Raw genomic sequence first — 18035 nt, 5'->3', positions numbered from 1 at the left:
GTTGGCGAGGCGCAGGCATGAGCTATCCGGACAAAACGCAACCGGCCGCGATGACCGCCGTCGAATTGGTTTCGGCCTACGCGGCCGGCACCCTGTCCCCGGTCGAGGCGACCGAGGCGATTCTGGAAGCCATCGCGGCGCGCGACGGTGAGGTGAATGCCTACTGTCTGGTCGATCCGGATCGCGCATTGGTGCAGGCGAAAGATTCTGAGGCGCGCTGGAATTCGGGTTACGCCCGAGGGCTGCTCGACGGTGTACCGATTTCGATCAAGGACATTTTCCTGACCGAGGGCTGGCCGACTCGGCGCGGCAGCACCTCGGTCGATCCGAGTGGTCCCTGGCAGGTGGACAGCCCGGTCGCGGCCCGGCTGCGCGAGGACGGCATGGTGTTCCTCGGGAAGACGACAACGCCCGAAATCGCTTGGAAGGGCGTCACCGACAGCCCGCTGACCGGCATCACCCGCAACCCGGTCGACCCCACGACAACCTCGGGCGGCTCCTCCGGCGGCAGCGCGGCTGCGGTGGCGGCGGGAATGGGTCCGGTGTCGGTCGGCACGGACGGCGGTGGGAGCATTCGCATTCCGGCCGCGTTCTGCGGCATCGTCGGTTTCAAGCCGACGCATGGCCGGGTCCCGCTGTATCCGGCGAGCCCGTTCGGTCCGCTGGCTCACGCCGGGCCGATGACCAGGACGGTCGAGGATGCCGCGCTGCTCATGGACATTCTGGCGCTGCCCGACCCGCGCGATCCGACCGCACTGCCGCCCACGGTGACGACCTTCCGCGGCCAGATATCGCGCGAGGTGCGCGGACTCACCGTCGCCTACTCGCCGACGCTCGGTTATGCGCACGTCGACCCGGAGGTCGCCGCGATCGTGGATGCGGCGGTGCGGCGGCTGGCCGATGCCGAGCTACGGGTCATCGCGACAGATCCGGGTTTCGAAGACCCGCGCGACGCATTCGAGGTGCTGTGGGCCGCCGGTGCGGCGACCATGTTGGCGAAATTCCCGGACAGTGCGCGCGAAAAGGTGGATCAGGGGCTGCGCGCGGTCTGGGAACGCGGCGAAACCGTCAGTGCCGTCGACTATCTCGACGCTCGCGCGGTTGCCGCCCAACTGGGCATCACCATGGGTGCCTTCCATGACACCTACGACCTGATGATCACCCCGACGATGCCGATCACCGCATTCGAGGCGGGGCACGATGTGCCGCCCGGCAGCGGACTCGACGGCTGGCCGCAGTGGACGCCGTTCACCTATCCGTTCAATATGACCCAGCAACCCGCGATCAGCATCCCCGTGGGCAAGACCGCCGCGGGTCTGCCGGTCGGACTGCAGATCATCGGGCCGCGCCACTCCGATGACCTGGTCCTCGCGGTCGCCCGCTACGCCGAATACGTCCTGGGCTGAGTCGCGTCCTCGGGATTGGTCACCGAAGAGGACTGCAGTCGATCATCCAGGAGTCCCTGGAAACGCGGGCACGTCATGATGTCGTCGTACGGGCATTCGCCCTCGAGCATGTCGAGTGCGGCCTGCGCCCGGGCGATCCGGGCCAGCAGCCTCTCACGGTGGCGGACCGTCACCTCGTGGCGGTCCGGTGCGGACCGGGCAGCCAGCATCGTCCGGATGTCGGCGAGTCCGAAGCCCGCCTCCTTCGAGATCAGGATCGCCGCCACTCGGTGCAGGTCCGCATCGGTGTAGCGGCGACGGTCACCGACGCGGGCCGGTGCCAGCAGTCCTTCCGCCTCCCAATGTCGCAGCACATGTGTCGGCAACCCGAACCGAGCCGCCACCTCACCGATTGACTTCATGTCGACATTAAGTCGCACAATTGCGGCCATGTCCACGCTGCTAACTCTTCTCGACGCCCTTGACGACCTTCCCCAGGCTTGTAGCCTGCGGGAACGCACGTATGAAGCGTTGGGCGACATCATCGTCGACGTCGGTTGCGGGAGCGGGCGCGCCGTCGGCGAGCTGGCCGCTCGCGGGGGGCGGGCCATCGGCGTCGACCTCGACCCCGCCATGATCGAGGTCGCCATCGAGCGCTGGCCCGCAGGTGAGTTCCATGTCGGCGATGCCACTGCGCTGCCTCTCGATGACGGCTCGGTCACCGGCTACCGCGCCGACAAGGTTCTGCACACTCTCGCCGAGCCCGAGCTAGCCGTCGCCGAGGCCCGTCGAGTACTGGCCCGAAACGGCCGCGCGGTGCTCATCGGCCAAGACTGGGACACGTTCGTGATCGACTCCGACGATCCCGAACTCACCCGCACGCTCGTCCACACTCGCGCGGACGGTATGGCCACCCCCGGGTCGCTCGCCGTTACCGAAACCTCTTGCTGGACAACGGGTTCGTCGACATCACCGTCGAGGTTCACACGATCGTGTGGACCGACGCCGCGTGCCTGCCGATGCTCGCCGACATCGCGGGAGAAGGCGCTTGGCTCGACGGTCAAGTCGCCAGGGCACGCGATGATCGGCTGTTCGTCGCCGTCCCGATGTTTCTCGCCGCCGGGACGCGCGCCGATTGAGCCGATCACGAATTCTCAGACGCGGGCGAATGCCAAGGTCTCGCCTTGGACACCGTGCAGCCAGAGCGCGTTGCACGCCGTCGCGATATCGGCGAGGCCCTCCTCGATGGTGGCGAAGACATTTCCGGGCACCCAGCCCAGATCGCCATTGATCAGTAAGTTGTTGCGGCCGTAGAACAAAGCGAGGTCGGTGGCGCCCTGCTCGTGGTGCGCCGCCGTACCGGGCTCATAGCCGTAGGCCGGGTTGCCGATCTCCCACGCTTCGAAATCGAACAGGCATACGTCGCCGGGAATCGGGGTGACGGTCGGGTTCTCCCGATGCGGTGCCGCAACGATCCGCGGCAGCAGGGTGTACACCTCGTTGCGGGCGTATTTGGCGTGGAAGGCGTCGCCTTCTTGCGGCAGCGCATCCCACACCGCCGCGCAGGTCCGCGGTGCCTCCGCGTCGAGCAGCCGGGCTCGGCAGGTCACGCCCGCCTTGGTCAGAGTGATCGAGATGTAGCGGGCCATCGGTTCTGCCTCCTGGTCACGCGGGGAGTTCGGCGAGCACGGTGGACCAGATCGCGAGCGCATCGTCGATCTGGGTATCGGTCACGATCAGCGGCGGGATCATCCGCACCACGTTCATATACGCACCGCAGGTGAGCAGCAGCAGCCCCTTCTCGACCGCGAGCCGCTGGGCCGCGACGGCGGTCGCGGTATCGGGTTCGCCTGTGGCGGTAGTGAATTCGGTTCCACAGAGCAGTCCGAGGCCGCGCACATCGCCGATCGCCTTGGTGGCGCCCTCGCACAGTCCGGTCAGCAGTTGTGCGCCGCGCGCGGCGGCGTTGTCCACCAACCCCTCCGATTCGATCACCTCGAGTGTGGCGATCGCGGCCGCACAGGCCACCGCATTGCCGCCGTAGGTGCCGCCCTGCGAGCCCGGCCAGGCCTTGGCCATCAGCTCGCGCGGCGCCGCGATTCCGGACAGTGGGAACCCACTGGCCAGGCCCTTCGCGATGGTGATGATATCGGGCCGGACGCCGAAGTGCTGATGTCCGAAGAACTTTCCGGTCCGGCCGAAGCCGGTCTGGATCTCGTCGAAGATGAGCAGAATGCCGTGCCGGTCCGCGCGTTCACGCAGCCCGCGGAAGAACGTGGCATTGCCGGGGACGTAGCCGCCCTCGCCGAGCATCGGCTCGACCACGAATGCGGCGGTTTCGGCGGGGGAGGTGACGGTGGCGAAGAGGTAATCGAGTTCGCGCAGTGCGAAGTCGGTGGCCTCGGCCTCTGTCCAGCCGTAGCGGTAGGCGGTGGGGAACGGAGCCACGTGCACACCGGACATCAGCGGGCTGAATCCGGCGGAGAAGCGGGTGCCCGAGGTCGTCATGGTCGCCGCCGCGACGGTGCGACCGTGGAATCCGCCTTGGAAGACAACGATATTCGGCCGCCCGGTGGCCTGGCGGGCCAGGCGCAGCGCGGCCTCGACCGCCTCGCTGCCGGAGTTGGCGAAGAACAGCGTGTCCAGACCCTCGGGCAGGACGGTGCCGAGGCGCTCGATGAGTTCGAGCAGCGGCCGGTGCATGACGGTGGTGTATTGGCCGTGGATCAGGCTGGCGACCTGGGCCTGGGCCGCCGCGACCACATGCGGATGGCAGTGACCGGTGCTGGTTACGCCGATGCCCGCGGTGAAGTCGAGATAGCGGCGGCCGTCGGTGCCGTAGAGGTAGCAGCCCGATCCGTGGTCGACGGTTACCGGGGTGGCCTGCTTGAGAACGGGGGATAACTCGGTCATGATCCGCCTCCCGGGCGCGTATCCGCTGATTGTCTATTGTCGGATTGTTGACAATATGCATAACATGGGCACGGGGTTCACAGCAATGGCCGAAGGCCGCGTCGGGAATGAAAAGGAGCCCACATGCTCACCGAAACCGCCCTGACCGCAGCCGAACGCGCGGCGATCGACACGGTTCCGACCGGACTGTTCATCGACGGCGGATGGCGCGGAACGGCCGCTACGCTCCCGGTCGCCGATCCGGCAACCGGCCAGTTGCTCTGTGTGGTGGCCGATGCCGATGCGACCGACGGGCTGGAGGCATTGGCCGCGGCCGATCGGGCCCAAGCGGAGTGGGCGCGAACGACGCCGAGGCAGCGCAGCGACATCCTCATGGACGCGCACCGGGCACTGCTCGCCGATACCGAACGACTCGCGCTGATCGCGACGCTGGAAATGGGTAAGCCACTGGCCGAGGCGCGCGGTGAAATCGCTTATGCGGCAGAGTTTTTCCGGTGGTTCGCCGAGGAGGCCGTCCGTCTGGACGGTGGGTACATGCCTGCACCGGCGGGTGGTTCGCGCTTCCTGGTGACCAGACAGCCGGTCGGTCCGAGCCTGCTCATCACGCCGTGGAACTTCCCGATGGCCATGGGGACCCGCAAGATCGGTCCGGCACTGGCCGCAGGATGCACCTGCATCGTGAAACCCGCTGAGCAGACACCACTTTCGATGCGGGCGCTGGCCGACATCCTGGATCGGGTGGGGGTCCCGGCGGGGGTCGTCAATGTGATCACCACATCCGATCCGGCGGCGGTGATGACGCCGCTGATTCTGGACAGCCGTTCGCGCAAGCTGTCGTTCACCGGTTCGACCGCCGTCGGGAAGTTGCTGCTCGAGCAGTGCGCGCGGACCGTGATGCGCACCTCGATGGAGCTCGGCGGTAACGCGCCGTTCATCGTATTCGACGATGCGGACCTGGATGAGGCCGTCGAGGGCGCGCTCGCGGCGAAGATGCGCAATATCGGGCAGGCGTGTACTGCCGCGAACCGAATCTTCGTGCAGCGCGGTGTCGTTGACGAATTCGCGACTCGGCTCGCGGACCGGCTGACGGCGCTGCCGATGGGGCGCGGGACCGAGCCGGGAGTCGTGGTCGGCCCGCTGATCGACGCCGATGCGGTGGCCAAGGTGACCGGTCTGGTCGCCGATGCGGTCCGCCGCGGGGCCGCCGTGCGCACCGGCGGCGCTGCCTTGGCGGGACTCGGAAACTTCTATCCCGCAACGGTATTGACCGATGTGCCCGATGACGCCGAGATGTGCCACACCGAGATTTTCGGACCGGTCGCGGCGATCGCCGCCTTCGATACCGAAGACGAGGTCGTCGCGCGCGCGAATAACACGCCATACGGATTGGTGAGCTATGTTTTCACCGAAAATCTGCGGCGCGGACTGCGGGTGTGTGAGGCGCTGGAATCCGGCATGGTCGGCTTGAACCAGGGAGTAGTGTCCAACCCCGCCGCACCGTTCGGCGGCGTGAAAGAATCCGGGCTCGGCCGTGAGGGCGGACTCACCGGCATAGACGAATTCCTGGAGACCAAATACATCGGAGTGCGATTGTGACGACCTATCGGATAGCTACCATTCCCGGCGACGGCATCGGTGTCGACGTCACGGCCGAGGCGGTAGCGGTACTGAACGCGGTGCTGCCCGGTATCGAATGGACCGAATTCGACTGGTCCTGTGAGAATTACCTGCGCACCGGAGCGATGATGCCCGCGGACGCACCCGGTCAACTGGCCGGATTCGACGCGATCCTGCTCGGCGCGGTCGGCTTTCCCGGTGTACCCGACCATATTTCGCTGTGGGGTTTGCTGATTCCGCTGCGTCGCGCCTTCGCCCAGTACGTGAATCTGCGTCCGGTCCGCCTGTTGCCCGGCACCGAATCGGCCTTGCGCGACCGTACCGCCGAAGACCTGGACATCCTGATCGTGCGGGAGAATTCCGAGGGCGAATACTCTGCGATCGGCGGCATGCACCATCCGGGCCGCACCGACGAATTCGTCCGGCAGGAGTCGATCTTCACGCGGGTCGGCTGTGAACGGATCATCCGCTACGCTTTCGAACGGGCCCTCGAACGCGACGGCCGCCTGTGCTCGGCCACCAAATCGAATGGGCTGCTGCACTCGATGCCGTACTGGGACAGCATCTTCGAGCGCATTTCCTCGGAATATCCGCAGGTGGAGACCCGACAGTTGCATGTCGACGCGCTGGCCGCCGAAATCGTGCTGCATCCGGATCGGCTCGATGTGATCGTCGGATCGAATCTCTTCGGCGATATCCTGTCCGACTTGGCCGCCGCGGTAACGGGTGGCCTCGGCCTCGCCCCATCGGGCAACATAAATCCCGAGCGTACGGCGCCGTCGATGTTCGAGGCGGTACACGGTAGCGCACCCGATATCGCCGGGCAGGGCATCGCGAATCCGGTGGCGCAGATTCTCGCCGGAGCAATGTTGTTGGAGCACTTGGGCGAGCATGCGGCCGCCGCGGCGGTCGATCGCGCGGTCTGCGATGTGCTGCGCGAAGGTCGGATTCGTACACCGGATCTCGACGGCACCGCGACGACCGGTGAGTTCGGCAGTGCCATTGCGCACCGTGCGGTCGAATTGGTCGAGACGGGTTCGGTATTCGCGCAACCCTAGATCCGTATCGTCATGTGACCGCAAAGAATTCGGCGGGCCGATCGCAAAGTTCATCCGAGATCATGGGACGACTCGCGTGTCTGCGGAAGGACTGGGTCATGACGTTCGAATTCGGGGGTGCGCGTAAGCGATTGCGCCGCGCCATGGCCGCGGCGGTGGCTGCGGCCAGCCTCGTGGTGATAGCGGGCTGCGGATTGGGCGGCGACGATGCGGCTGCGGTGACCTACGAGGATGCGAAATCCTCGGGCAAGATCAAGGTCGGCTTCGCCAACGAGGCGCCGTGGGCATTCCTCGGTGCGGACGGCCAGCTGACCGGATATGCGCCGACCGTCGCTCGCGCGGTATTGAAACGACTCGGCATCAACGAAATCGAAGGCGTTGTCACCGATTTCGACGGACTGATCGACGGCGTTCGGGCCAAGAATTACGCATTCGTCGCGGCGGGCATGTTCATCAATCCGAAGCGGTGTGCGAGTTCGGCATTCGCCACTCCCGACTACCAGGTGGGTTCGTCATTCCTGGTGCCGGAAGGCAACCCACGCAATATCAACAAGTTCGAGGACATCACCCGGGAGAACGTCCGGATAGCCACGCTGGGTGGCGCGGTCGAGAACGGCTACGCGCAATCCTCGGGCGTGCCGTCCCAACTCATCGAGCCGATGGCCAAACAGGACGACATCCTGCGCGCGGTGCGTAACAAGGACGTTTACGGCGCGGCGATGCTGGACGTCACGGCCGCATGGCTGGTGAAGAACAATCCGGACGCCAACCTGGCGGTGGGCCCGTCCTTCCGCTTCGGCAATAAGCCGGATGTCGGCACCTTCAACTTCCGCATCGGCGACGACAAGTTCCGCGAGGACTTCAATCGCGAGCTGCGCGCACTGCACGAAAGCGGTGAATGGTTGAAGCTGGTGGAGCCGTTCGGCCTGACCAAGGCGAACGAGGCGGATCCCGCGGCCACGGCCGAGCAGTACTGCACGGCTTGACCTCGTGTCATCACACTTCTCGACCTACCTCGAGCGGGTACTCCAGGGTCTACCTTTCACGCTGTGGGCGGCGGTCGGCGGCATCGCGCTGACCGTCGTGCTGTCCTTCGTCGCCGGGATCGCCATGCTGTCGCCGTATCTGCCGGTGCGGTTCGTCACCCGCATCTATGTGGAGGGGTTCCGCGGCAGCTCGGAGGTGGTGCAGCTGTTCTTCTTCGCGGTGGCGATACCGATCTTTTTCGGAGTATCGCTCGGTGCGACGGCGAAGGGTCTGCTGGTCATCGGCATTATCGTGCTCGGTCTCAACCACGGCGCCTACGGTGCCGAAATAGTCAGGGGTGCGATCGGATCCGTGCCGCGGGCACAGGTCGAGGCCGCGATCGCGCTGAATCTGTCACCGGCGCAACGCATGTGGCGGGTAATCCTGCCACAGGCCGTGGTGGAGATGCTGCCGTCGTTCAACAACCTGTTCATCCAGCTGGTGAAAGCAACTGCGCTACTGAGCTTTATCGCGGTGCCCGAGGTTTTCAAGAAGGCCGATGAACTGCGTGCGGTACCTGCGTTCTCTCGCGAACTCGGTCTCATCTACGGGATTCAGCTGGTCGTGTACCTGCTGATCGCGGTCGTGATCACGGTGATCATGCGGGTACTGGAGCTGTTGGCGGCCCGGCGGGTCGGGCGGCGGCCGAAGCGATCGAGCATTCGACTCTCGGCACATGTGGGGGTCTGATGGAGAAATGGCGGTGGGACCGCTTCTTCGATGCCTTTCCCTTCATTTGGGACGGGCTGCTCGTCACGATCCAGTACACCCTGCTCGGGTCACTGGTCGCGTATGTGCTCGGTCTGATCTTCGCGGTGATTCGGCGGCTGCGGATTCCGGTGGTCGATCAGTTGTTGTGGGCATTCATCGAATTCATCCGCAGCACACCGCTTTTGGTGCAGATCTTTTTCCTGTACTGGGTGGTGCGTCCGGATCTGCTCGGCGGGCTGTCCATCGACACCCAACGGCTGGTTGTCGGCGTGACCGCACTAGGCGTGCACTATGCCTGTTACACCTCGGAGGTGTTCCGCGCGGGCATCGACGCGGTGCCCGCCGCGCAATGGGAGGCGGCTACGGCGCTGAATCTGCCGCGCACCCGCACCTGGGTCGATGTGATTCTGCCGCAGGCGGTGCCCAGGGTGCTGCCCGCGCTGGGCAACTACACCATCGCCATGTTCAAAGAGGTGCCGCTGCTGTCCTCGATCGTCATCCTCGACATGGTCTATCAGGTCAAAACCGAGTACGCGGCCGATACCGGCGGCGCGGGACCCGAGGCCTGGTTCGCGGCCGGTCTGACCTTCCTCGCGCTGAGCTATCCGTGCTCGATCCTGGTACGAAAGTTGGAACGACGTGTCTGAACCGATGATCCGGTTCACCGGTGTGGAAAAGCGCTACGGCGCCACGGTGTGCCTGGACGAACTCGATTTCGCCATTGCGCCAGGTGAATTCGTCACTTTGATCGGGCCGTCGGGCTCCGGCAAGACCACCATTCTGCGTCTGCTCATGGGGCTCGAGCGGATAGACGCGGGCACCATCGAGGTCGGCGGAGAATTGCTCAGCCACCAGCGGCGCGGCGACAAACTGGTGCCCGCCGGTCCGGCACACCTACGCCGGATGCGCCGCAAGATCGGGATGGTCTTCCAGCAGTTCAATCTGTTCCCGAATATGACCGTGCTGCGCAATGTCACCGAGGGCCCGGTCCGCGGTCTCGGCCAGTCCAAGGACGCCGCCGAGGAGCGGGCACGAAAGTTGCTCGAACTGGTCGGGCTCACCGACAAGATCGACGCCCGTCCCGCGCACCTGTCCGGCGGCCAGCAGCAGCGAGTCGCCATCGCCAGGGCGCTTGCCATGGAGCCCGAGGTGCTGCTGCTCGACGAGGTGACCTCGGCGCTCGACCCGGAGTTGGTGACCGGAGTTCTGCATTTGCTGGCGGATATCGCGGCCGATACCGAGATCACCTTCCTTTGCGTCACCCACGAAATGCAGTTCGCCCGCAAGGTTTCCGATCGCGTAATGATGTTCGACGCGGGGCGCGTGCTCGAGGACGGTGATCCGGAACGGATCTTCACCGATCCCCGGCAGGATCGGACTCGCGAATTCTTACAGGCGGTGTTGGATGAAAACTGACCGCCGATCTTCCACAATCTGAAGCATGACCAAGCCGTGTCTAGTCCTGCAGTTGCGGCCGGAGCGACCCGCCGCGGATGACGAATACCGCGCCGTCCTGCGCATGGCCGACCTCGCCGAGGGGGACACGGTGCGAGTGCAGATGGATCAGGAATTCCCGGATATCGATCTCGACCATTACTCGGCGGTCATCGTCGGTGGCGGGCCGAGCAATGTCAGCAGTCCGGATGCCAAGAAATACGGTTACCAGCGGACATTCGAACCCAAGCTGAAGAAGCTGATGACCGAGATCGTCGGCCGGGATTTCCCTTATCTGGGCGCCTGCTACGGATTGGGCATCCTCGCGGACGTGCTCGGCGGCGAGGTGAGCGTCCAGAAATACAGTGAACCGGTCGGTGCGCAGACCATCGATCTGACCGAGCACGGCCGCACGGACCCGCTGCTAGCAGGAATTCCGCAGACATTCCGAGCGTTCGTCGGACACAAGGAAGCCTGTCAGGAGGTGCCACCCGGTGCGGTGCTGCTGGCCGGATCGGCCGATTGCCCGGTGCAGATGATTCGCGTCGGGCAGCACGTGTACGCGACTCAATTCCATCCCGAATTGGACAGCGACGGATTGGCTTTGCGTATCGAAGTTTACCGGCACGCAGGCTATTTCGAACCGCACGAGGCCGAGGACCTGATCGAGCTCGGTCATCGGGAATCGATCACGGTGCCCAGTGTGATTCTGAGCCGATTTGTCGCGCGGTACTGCCGCGGGTAGGTCCGATTACCGATCGTCGAGGCGATGGCGATTTCGGTGTTCGGTGCGCGAGCTGGTACGCAGCGCCCAGCTGGGTGAGTCGAGGTCGGTGCGCGCGTCGGTGATCACGGGCCAGGATCCGGTCGTCGTGGCTGACGGTTCGCGTGGTGCGCGCCGGACGGGCATCGCTTCGCGGGTGCTGCGGTCGTCGATTTCGGCGAGTCCGACGACGACCATCAGGATCATGATGACCAGCGTGACGGTCACGATCAGTGGCGACACCAGCTGGAGGGGATCGATGCCGCCGCTGTCGACCTGGTGGTCGGCATGGCTGGCGTGCATGGACGTCATCCCGACGTAGTGCATTCCGCAGACCGCGACACCCATGATCAGCGCGGCGCCGATGGTGGCGAACAGACCGCGGACATGCAGCATGAACCACAGTGCAGCGGTGGCCGCGACCACCGCGATCACGATCGACACCACCACCGTGTTGCGGTCGTATTCGACGTGTGCGTTGGTCTTCATCGCGTACATGCCCAGGTAGTGCATGGCGGCCACGCCGAGTCCGGTGACCGCGCCGCCGATGGGCAGTGCCACGAACTCGTTTCGACCACGTACCACGATCGATAGCCCGACCCACACGACCACGATCGCGATGACGGCACTGAGCAATGTCATCGGAATGTCGTAGCGAATGGTGGCGCCGTGGATGGAGAAGCCGAGCATGGCGGTGAAATGCATGACCCAAATGCCTGCCCCGCCGAGGGAGACGGCGGCGGTGGCCAGCCACCCGGCCGGCCAATCGGAGGACCGAGCGTGCGTCACACAACGGAGCGCGAGGCCGGATCCGATAAAGGAGACGAGGTAGGCCATGACCGGGGTCAACCAGCCATGGCTGAAATGATCGAGTTCTAGCATGTGTACTCCGCGTTCACCAGTTGTGCCGTGGTGGCCGAATGCCGGTCGGTCGGGGCGACCCGCTATCGGTCGGCGGCAACCAGCTGTCCGTCGAGCACAGCGGCAGTAAACCAATGAACATCGGGTGGAACCTCACGATCTGCGGAAATTTACAGTGATATTTCCGCCAGGCGCTGACAATAGCCAGACCGGACGCGCATGGCCAGCGCGGGTCCCGGATTCACAGCTAACGCATGGTTTCCTGATGGACGTACAGAGAGCAATCGGCCAGCGATCCGTTTCGGCCGGGCTGGCGCAAACTGCCCGCTATGACGCACGAAAGCCCCCGCGCAGCGGGGGCTTCGTCGATGTCGGAGAGAAGGCCCTAGGTTTTCGTCACCGGCTCGAGGTCGACCACTCCTTTTCCGCTCGCGATGTCGAGCGGCACCGAGACCTGGTCGTGCGCGATCAACCACGTGTCGTCGATCTTCCGGAAACCGTACGTGACTCTGACCCACATACCGCTCGTCGTCGCCCCGTTTCGCAATGTGCCGCTGAGACGAGCGAAGGCGTGCCCGAACGCCACCTGATCGCCCATCGTGAGTGTCAGGTCGCGCACCTCGTAGCTCACGCTTTCGAAGACCTCGAACACCCTCGTCCAATTCTCGAGTTTCGCCGCTATGCCGACATGCTGGAGCGGCGGCTCGACATCGAATGACACGACGTCGGTTGTGTACGCCTGCTCGAGGGTCTCGAGATCCTCGGCTCGCAGCGCTGCGACTATCTTGTCGATTTGCTGGCGAACCTTGGCCTCCTCCAGCTCGCGTTGCGTTTCGATTCGGTCAGCGGGTGACAGAAAGTCGTTCGGTGTCGTCATGATTGGCTCCATCAACGGTGTGCGGGGTATCGGTGCCGGGCTGCCGCAGCGGCGCGAGCGCGTTGCTCCATGCGACGAGCTGATCCAGCAGCGTGTTCAGGGCTGTGAGGTGCCGGTCGCCGGGCGTGAAGGTGGTGAAGTTCTCGAAATCGTGGTGCAGCGAGATCGTGACCTGGGGGCCCACACCAGCCATGCCCAGCGTGCTGCAGATCAGCCGCAGCTGGTCCACCGCGTGGCCGCCGCCACCCGCACCGTAGGAGACGAATCCGACTGCCTTACCGGCCCATTCCCGGAACAGGTGGTCGATGGCGTTCTTCAGTACACCAGGGAGGCCGTGGTTGTACTCGGGAGTCACGATCACGAACCCGTCGAAGGGGGCGATCCGCTCGGCCCACGCGCGGGTGTGTTCATGGACCGACGGGCCGAACATCGGTGGCACCGGTTCGTCGAGATGCGGTAGCGGGTGGTCGCGCAGGTCGATCAGTTCGAACTCGGCATCGCCGTGGCGCGATGCCGAGTCGAGAACCCACTGGGCCACCTGCGGACCATTGCGGTTGGGCCGGGTACTGCCGAGAATGATGGCGATTCTGATCATGTCCGCAACTCCTGCTCTGCTGAAACTGTCACGACCTCCCGACGATGCAGGCGGTCGGAATGTCAGGCCGTCTCACAGTTCGGGCCGCTATTTCGTCGGATTCGGTGAGGGATGCACCGACCGAAGGAGCCGAACACCATGACCGATCCGCAACTGCCCTCGGTGATCAGTGAACGCCGTCAGCTGATCAATCTCGCCTATCGGCTGCTCGGCTCGCTCGCCGAGGCCGAGGATGTGGTGCAGGAGACCTATCTGCGCTGGTACGCGCTATCGGAGCGGCAGCGCAATGAGGTAGCGGTGCCCGGCGCTTGGTTGACGACGGTCGCCGGCCGGATCTGCCTCGATCTGCTCGGCTCGGCGCGAGCCAGGCGGGAACGGTATGTGGGCGAATGGATTCCGGAGCCGATTCCCGGCCACTCCGAATGGTTCGGTGGTCCGGCCCCCGCCGATCCGGCCGACCGGGTCACCCTCGACGAGTCGATCAGTATGGCCTTCCTCGTCGTGCTCGATTCCATGACACCGGCCGAGCGGGTGGCGTTCGTCCTGCACGACGTCTTCCGCTATTCCTTTGCCGAGGTCGCCGACGTTGTTGGGCGCACTCCCGCGGCCTGTCGCCAGCTCGCCTCCTCTGCCCGCCGCCGTATCGACACATCGCGGGGCCCGTCGAGCGCCCAGCGCTCCGAGGTGGTCAGGGACTTCAAACGGGCCTGGGAGACAAGTGATATCGAGGCCCTGATCGGTTTGCTCGATCCGACCGCGACCGCGACCGCCGACAGCGGCGGCCTGGCCACGGCCTTCCGTCAACCGATCATCGGCGGTGAGCAGATCGCGCGCGCCTGGATCGAAATTGCCGCCCGAGGCCCCGAGGTAATGCTGCTCGAGCGTACGGTGAATGGCCAGCCTGGCCTGGTGGCGCAGCTCGCCGACACGATCGTGTCGGTTTACGCCTTCGACATCGCCGACGGCCGGATCACTCGCATCTGGGCGATCCGGAATCCGGAGAAACTGCGGCCGTGGACAGTTGGCTGAACTCGGTGTCGCAACCGGCTGGCCGACCAAGCGAAGCCGGGGCCGCGATCCCATGCGCTACGAAGCCGCCGAGGACCAGCCGAGCCGGGCTACTGATTCCCGAGTTCCCGAAGCGCCTGCTCGGATGCCGAACCGGGCTCGGCGGCGAACAGGTCCAGGCCGCAGCACGACGGTGCGTCGGGGAGTGCGATGAGTTCGCCGTGCAGGGTCAGCTCGCCGACGAGCGGATGGTGCAGCGCGTACGTCCGGTTGCGGACCTGTGCGACCGGGTGCTCGGCCCACATTCGTGCGAAGTCCGGACTCAGCTCTTGCATGGTGTCGATGTGCGCCTCGAGTTCGGCGTGTCCGCGATAGCGTCCGAGCAGAACACGCAGATGCGCCACGTGCGCGAGTGCCGCCTGATCACAACCGGTTCCGAGCAATTCGCGCAGGTGAGGCTCGACGAACAGGAGGTGTGAGAGGGTGCGGCGGTCGTGGGGGAGTGCGGGAAAGTCGCCGAACACCGCCACCGCCAGCTGGTTCCACCCGATGATCTGGGTGTGGCGGCCGACCACCAGCGCCGGTGTCAGCACGAACGAGTCCAGCAGATAACGCAGGCCCACCGGCATATCCGCCGATGGCGTCTCCTGTGCGCACGGTTGTGGACGCCGTGCGATCCGGTGCAGATATGCCGATTCGTCCGTGTCCAGCCGCAGCGCCGCGCTGATCGCCTGTAGGACCTCGTCCGACACGCTGTCACTCTTGCCCTGCTCCAGCCGCGTGTAGTGGGCGATGCTCACCCCCGCGATCTGGGCCAATTCCTCCCGCCGCAGGCCCGCGACGCGGCGCACTCCGCCGTGATCGCGCAACCCGACATCCTGTGGGCGCAGCCGAGCTCGGCGCGATTTGAGGAACCCGCTCAGCTCGGTCCGGTCGTCCACTCGACAACCCTACGTCCGGGTGTCCGTGCGGAAAGGCACCGTTACTTCGAGCCCTGCCACCAGTCTCTGAGCAGCCGATATTCGGACGTTCGCTGTGGCGGTCGAGCGACGCAAATCATTCAATGATCACGGAGTAGGGATTGATCCATTCCTCATCGATGGAGAACGCGCCGTGATGGCCCTTGCGCAGGCCGCAGACGGTGAGCGCGAGTACGCCGTGACCCTGCACGCGCGTGTGCGGGCCGAACCCGGCTGGGTCGATCGACGCCTTCGCGGCGACGTTGAGTGGTGTCGCCAGATCGGGGATTCCGGTCACCTGCTGAAACTGGCGCCACAGGCTGCGGTCGTCGAGCGCTCGAGGGGCACCCCACGGCGTCGGTTCCGCGTTTTCGACGCGAACCCGCGCATCGCGGGTGTAGGAGCCCCACTCGTTTCCGTTGAATCCGTTGTCGGACAACCACTGCCGCACGTCGTGATATCGCAGACCGGCTTCGGCGGGGTGTGGTGCGCCGAAATTGTAGAAATTCCGATCGTCGTCGTCTTGGTACCAGTCGTGTTCGTAGTAGCGCTGTAGCCGACCGTGCTCGGCCATGCACCATCCCCACCGGTCGCCGCAGCCACCATCCTCGATCAGGCTGTACCACTGTGCGCGCCCGAATCGCCTGCTCAGCTCGATACAGCGGGATTCTCGAAGCTCGCGCTCAGAGGGCGGGTCTATCTCGATCACATCCTCGATCGTGATCGAGTGCCGTCGCCTCAGCTCGATCTCGCGTTCGTGGGCGTCGCCCTCGCGCGTCAGCACCGGGTTGCCGAAAACCAGTGTCCAACCGTTCAATACCGGGCTGACGTACATGCGGGTGCAGTCGCGGTGTTCGGAGTGGTCGTGTTCGAACGGCCTATACGGCATGGCGTTGCGCCAGAGTTGGGTGCCCATGCACCAGGTCGCGGGAATCGAATCGTGGAGGTCGAACGCGTCGAGCACAGCGGCTTGATCGTCGGTCTCGACGGCATACCATTCGCCTTGAGGCACAATGGGTCTTGGTTTCGCTACGGCAATCTTCGCGGCGATGAGCCGTGCCAATGCGGTGAGATCGGGTGTGTCGAGTTGCCGCCATCCGAGCCGCACCAGTGCCAGCAGAGCACCGCGGCGCTCCGGAATCGGTGCGCGCCTGGTGGCATGCAACAGTGGCAGCGTAGCGGGACCCAGCTTCGCGAAAGCCGCTGCGGCCTCGTCGCGAGCCGAGGCGTGGGCCAGCACCGGAATCAGCAGCGGCGCGTAAGCGACCGCCCGATCATCGCCGATCTGCCTGGCGACATTCTCCGGCCCGAGCGGCCAGCCACGTTCGACCTTCGCATCACCATTGACAATCCGATTGGCGTAGGTCGCCACCTTCTCCAGGTCATCGGTGGGCAAATCCATTGCGATACAGCAGAGTTCAAGAATTCTGCGGGTCCGCTCCGGATCGTCGAGCAGCGGCGCATTCGCGATCGCTTCGGTAAGCCGCCGATATGCGGGCGGGCCGATGCGGTGCAACACCGAAACGATGATCTCGTCATCGACGAATGGTTCGGGCGCCAAGAGTTGCGCCACCAGTGGTTCGACCGCCGCTCGGCCCACACCGACGAGAGTATTCGTGGCGGCGTTACGGGTCTGTGGGTCGGCCAACTCGAGCAACACCGCGTACAAATCCATACCGAAGTCGTAGCAGAACCCCCCGACAGTGCTGGTGGCCAATTGGGTGATCACGCTGTGAGTACGCAGCACACGGGTCTGGTTGCGCGGCCGCGGTGGTTTCACGCTGTCAGGCGGCACTCACACCAACGAACGGAGAAGCCGTGCACGGAACGCTCGGACTCATCGGCAGTGGAATGATCGGTACTTCCATTGCCCGCCTGGCCATCTCGGCGGGCATGGATGTCGTCCTCAGTAATTCGCGAGGCCCCGCGACCCTCGCTGATCTCGTCGCCGAACTGGGCGGGCAGGCCCGAGCCGCGACCCCAGCGGAAGCGGCGCGCGCCGCAGACCTGGTGGTGGCGGCGATACCGCTGATGGCGTTTCGAAAGCTTCCCGCGGCAGCGCTGGCTGGAAAGACGGTCCTGGATACGGCGAACTACTATCCGGAACGGGACGGTCACCTGACCGAACTGGATACAGGCGCACTGACTTCCAGCGCTCTGATCCAGCGCCACCTCGCGGATTCCCACGTGGTCAAGGCATTCAACACCATCACCCCACACCAACTGCTCTCCCTCGCCCGCCCCACCGATGCCACGGACCGCAGCGCCCTCCCCATCGCAGGCGAAAACACGGCAGCCAAAGCCGAGGCCACCCGCCTGCTCGACCTCCTCGGCTACGACGCCGTAGACATCGGCCCACTCTCGGCCAGCTGGCGCACCGAACCGAACACCCCGGCATACATTCGTCCCTACCTCGGCGAAATCCCGGCCATGGACGTCGACGCCTTCCTGGAATGGACCCTCCGAACCCCCGGCATTCCCGTCCCCGTACCCCAACTCACCGAACTCGTCGAAACCGCAGTCCGCCAGCCCGCAGGCGAAGCCGAACTTCCCAGCGCCGACTGAGCGGCCCCGAGGACTGCGTTGGCGAGCCGACCTTCGCTGAGTGACGTGATCAATAGCAGTTCAACATATTTGCCGGTTGCACGGGGTGTGCAGACGTTGCGGGCGGATCTGGAGAGAGTTCTTCCGGATACTGATAACGTGGGCGAGTCGTCGAGTTCTGGGCGGCTGGTAGGGCGTCCGGTGATTGTGCGTCGAAATCGCCTGTCCTGCAGGGACTGTGGGGTGACCGCAGTCGACTGTGGTTGCCTCGCCAGGGTCCGAGT

Annotated in this window: 19 protein-coding genes and 1 pseudogene; 12 read left to right on the top strand and 8 right to left on the bottom strand. The window is 65.1% G+C overall.

All coding sequences use genetic code 11. The features are described from left to right. The first annotated feature begins 17 nt into the window (after positions 1-17). Positions 18-1406 (top strand): amidase, encoded by a 1389-nt coding sequence (locus ACQPZ2_RS34000; protein ID WP_433522157.1) that lies wholly within the window; start codon positions 18-20, stop codon positions 1404-1406. On the opposite strand, the gene ACQPZ2_RS33995 is transcribed toward ACQPZ2_RS34000, so the two are convergent. After that, on the bottom strand, positions 1382-1807 hold the full coding sequence (locus tag ACQPZ2_RS33995; RefSeq protein WP_433522156.1) for a MerR family transcriptional regulator: 426 nt from the start codon (positions 1805-1807) through the stop codon (positions 1382-1384). The two genes, ACQPZ2_RS34000 and ACQPZ2_RS33995, sit on opposite strands and share 25 nt — an antisense overlap. Here ACQPZ2_RS33995 and ACQPZ2_RS33990 point away from each other — a divergent pair. Then, a pseudogene (locus ACQPZ2_RS33990) lies at positions 1806-2147 on the top strand (methyltransferase domain-containing protein); the annotation flags it as partial. The gene ACQPZ2_RS33995 and the pseudogene ACQPZ2_RS33990 sit on opposite strands and share 2 nt — an antisense overlap. A 182-nt stretch (positions 2148-2329) precedes the next feature. Beyond that, complete coding sequence (locus ACQPZ2_RS33985) at positions 2330-2524, top strand: hypothetical protein (protein ID WP_433527723.1); 195 nt, start codon at positions 2330-2332, stop codon at positions 2522-2524. A gap of 15 nt (positions 2525-2539) precedes the next feature. Here ACQPZ2_RS33985 and ACQPZ2_RS33980 read toward each other — a convergent pair whose 3' ends face one another. Next, positions 2540-3034, bottom strand: a complete 495-nt coding sequence (locus tag ACQPZ2_RS33980) for a DUF3830 family protein (RefSeq protein WP_433522155.1) — start codon at positions 3032-3034, stop codon at positions 2540-2542. A gap of 16 nt (positions 3035-3050) precedes the next feature. Continuing rightward, entirely contained in the window at positions 3051-4298 is a 1248-nt protein-coding gene (locus tag ACQPZ2_RS33975; RefSeq protein ID WP_433522154.1) for an aspartate aminotransferase family protein, read from the bottom strand. 123 nt (positions 4299-4421) lie between these two features. Between ACQPZ2_RS33975 and ACQPZ2_RS33970 the strand changes: the two genes are divergently transcribed. The 7 genes from ACQPZ2_RS33970 to ACQPZ2_RS33940 all read left to right on the top strand — a co-directional run bounded on the left by ACQPZ2_RS33970 (position 4422) and on the right by ACQPZ2_RS33940 (position 10889). Further along, entirely contained in the window at positions 4422-5894 is a 1473-nt protein-coding gene (locus ACQPZ2_RS33970) for an NAD-dependent succinate-semialdehyde dehydrogenase (protein WP_433522153.1), read from the top strand. Continuing rightward, the gene (locus tag ACQPZ2_RS33965) at positions 5888-6973 is read left to right on the top strand and encodes a tartrate dehydrogenase (protein ID WP_433527600.1); all 1086 of its coding nucleotides are present in this window, start codon (positions 5888-5890) and stop codon (positions 6971-6973) included. Before ACQPZ2_RS33970 ends, ACQPZ2_RS33965 begins: the two co-directional genes overlap by 7 nt. A gap of 98 nt (positions 6974-7071) precedes the next feature. Continuing rightward, positions 7072-7959 (top strand): ectoine/hydroxyectoine ABC transporter substrate-binding protein EhuB, encoded by an 888-nt coding sequence (gene ehuB, locus ACQPZ2_RS33960; RefSeq protein ID WP_433522152.1) that lies wholly within the window; start codon positions 7072-7074, stop codon positions 7957-7959. Positions 7960-7963: 4 nt separating this feature from the next. Further along, entirely contained in the window at positions 7964-8689 is a 726-nt protein-coding gene (locus ACQPZ2_RS33955; RefSeq protein ID WP_433522151.1) for an amino acid ABC transporter permease, read from the top strand. Beyond that, positions 8689-9357 (top strand): ectoine/hydroxyectoine ABC transporter permease subunit EhuD, encoded by a 669-nt coding sequence (gene ehuD / locus ACQPZ2_RS33950; protein ID WP_063040682.1) that lies wholly within the window; start codon positions 8689-8691, stop codon positions 9355-9357. The genes ACQPZ2_RS33955 and ehuD overlap by 1 nt, the downstream gene beginning before the upstream one ends. Positions 9358-9361: 4 nt before the next feature. Beyond that, the gene (ehuA, locus tag ACQPZ2_RS33945) at positions 9362-10126 is read left to right on the top strand and encodes an ectoine/hydroxyectoine ABC transporter ATP-binding protein EhuA (RefSeq protein WP_063040680.1); all 765 of its coding nucleotides are present in this window, start codon (positions 9362-9364) and stop codon (positions 10124-10126) included. A 25-nt stretch (positions 10127-10151) separates the two neighbouring features. Beyond that, on the top strand, positions 10152-10889 hold the full coding sequence (locus tag ACQPZ2_RS33940; RefSeq protein WP_433522150.1) for a glutamine amidotransferase: 738 nt from the start codon (positions 10152-10154) through the stop codon (positions 10887-10889). 6 nt (positions 10890-10895) lie between these two features. On the opposite strand, the gene ACQPZ2_RS33935 is transcribed toward ACQPZ2_RS33940, so the two are convergent. The 3 genes from ACQPZ2_RS33935 to ACQPZ2_RS33925 all read right to left on the bottom strand — a co-directional run bounded on the left by ACQPZ2_RS33935 (position 10896) and on the right by ACQPZ2_RS33925 (position 13240). Further along, positions 10896-11789, bottom strand: coding sequence for an MHYT domain-containing protein (locus tag ACQPZ2_RS33935; protein WP_433522149.1), 894 nt, complete (start codon positions 11787-11789; stop codon positions 10896-10898). Positions 11790-12153: 364 nt separating this feature from the next. After that, complete coding sequence (locus ACQPZ2_RS33930; RefSeq protein ID WP_433522148.1) at positions 12154-12645, bottom strand: YybH family protein; 492 nt, start codon at positions 12643-12645, stop codon at positions 12154-12156. Continuing rightward, complete coding sequence (locus tag ACQPZ2_RS33925; protein ID WP_433522147.1) at positions 12611-13240, bottom strand: NADPH-dependent FMN reductase; 630 nt, start codon at positions 13238-13240, stop codon at positions 12611-12613. The genes ACQPZ2_RS33930 and ACQPZ2_RS33925 overlap by 35 nt, the downstream gene beginning before the upstream one ends. 138 nt (positions 13241-13378) lie before the next feature. Between ACQPZ2_RS33925 and sigJ the strand changes: the two genes are divergently transcribed. After that, entirely contained in the window at positions 13379-14269 is an 891-nt protein-coding gene (gene sigJ / locus ACQPZ2_RS33920) for an RNA polymerase sigma factor SigJ (protein ID WP_433522146.1), read from the top strand. Positions 14270-14358: 89 nt separating this feature from the next. Here the strand turns inward: sigJ and ACQPZ2_RS33915 are convergent, their stop codons facing one another. Both ACQPZ2_RS33915 and ACQPZ2_RS33910 read right to left on the bottom strand, forming a co-directional pair. Next, on the bottom strand, positions 14359-15189 hold the full coding sequence (locus ACQPZ2_RS33915) for a helix-turn-helix domain-containing protein (RefSeq protein WP_433522145.1): 831 nt from the start codon (positions 15187-15189) through the stop codon (positions 14359-14361). A gap of 115 nt (positions 15190-15304) precedes the next feature. Continuing rightward, positions 15305-16987, bottom strand: coding sequence for a hypothetical protein (locus ACQPZ2_RS33910; RefSeq protein WP_433522144.1), 1683 nt, complete (start codon positions 16985-16987; stop codon positions 15305-15307). 38 nt (positions 16988-17025) lie between these two features. On the opposite strand from ACQPZ2_RS33910, the gene ACQPZ2_RS33905 reads away from it, so the two are divergent. Next, positions 17026-17772 carry an NADPH-dependent F420 reductase gene (locus tag ACQPZ2_RS33905; RefSeq protein ID WP_433522143.1) on the top strand — a complete coding sequence of 249 codons (747 nt, stop codon included), beginning with the start codon at positions 17026-17028 and terminating at the stop codon, positions 17770-17772. The last annotated feature ends 263 nt before the right edge of the window (positions 17773-18035 follow it).

It is taken from the genome of Nocardia pseudovaccinii (genome assembly GCF_050942345.1).
Taxonomy (GTDB): domain Bacteria; phylum Actinomycetota; class Actinomycetes; order Mycobacteriales; family Mycobacteriaceae; genus Nocardia; species Nocardia pseudovaccinii.
Note: the sequence above shows the minus strand (reverse complement) of the source record. Positions and strands in the feature narration are given on the sequence as shown.

Bases quoted from the DNA above. Each gene is read 5' to 3' on its own strand.
- ACQPZ2_RS34000 (WP_433522157.1), top strand. From the start codon at position 18: ATGAGCTATCCGGACAAAACGCAACCGGCCGCGATGACCGCCGTCGAA.
- ACQPZ2_RS33995 (WP_433522156.1), bottom strand. From the start codon at position 1,807: ATGAAGTCAATCGGTGAGGTGGCGGCTCGGTTCGGGTTGCCGACACAT.
- ACQPZ2_RS33980 (WP_433522155.1), bottom strand. From the start codon at position 3,034: ATGGCCCGCTACATCTCGATCACTCTGACCAAGGCGGGCGTGACCTGC.
- ACQPZ2_RS33975 (WP_433522154.1), bottom strand. From the start codon at position 4,298: ATGACCGAGTTATCCCCCGTTCTCAAGCAGGCCACCCCGGTAACCGTC.
- ACQPZ2_RS33970 (WP_433522153.1), top strand. From the start codon at position 4,422: ATGCTCACCGAAACCGCCCTGACCGCAGCCGAACGCGCGGCGATCGAC.
- ehuB (WP_433522152.1), top strand. From the start codon at position 7,072: ATGACGTTCGAATTCGGGGGTGCGCGTAAGCGATTGCGCCGCGCCATG.
- ehuD (WP_063040682.1), top strand. From the start codon at position 8,689: ATGGAGAAATGGCGGTGGGACCGCTTCTTCGATGCCTTTCCCTTCATT.
- ehuA (WP_063040680.1), top strand. From the start codon at position 9,362: ATGATCCGGTTCACCGGTGTGGAAAAGCGCTACGGCGCCACGGTGTGC.
- ACQPZ2_RS33940 (WP_433522150.1), top strand. From the start codon at position 10,152: ATGACCAAGCCGTGTCTAGTCCTGCAGTTGCGGCCGGAGCGACCCGCC.
- ACQPZ2_RS33935 (WP_433522149.1), bottom strand. From the start codon at position 11,789: ATGCTAGAACTCGATCATTTCAGCCATGGCTGGTTGACCCCGGTCATG.
- ACQPZ2_RS33930 (WP_433522148.1), bottom strand. From the start codon at position 12,645: ATGACGACACCGAACGACTTTCTGTCACCCGCTGACCGAATCGAAACG.
- ACQPZ2_RS33925 (WP_433522147.1), bottom strand. From the start codon at position 13,240: ATGATCAGAATCGCCATCATTCTCGGCAGTACCCGGCCCAACCGCAAT.
- sigJ (WP_433522146.1), top strand. From the start codon at position 13,379: ATGACCGATCCGCAACTGCCCTCGGTGATCAGTGAACGCCGTCAGCTG.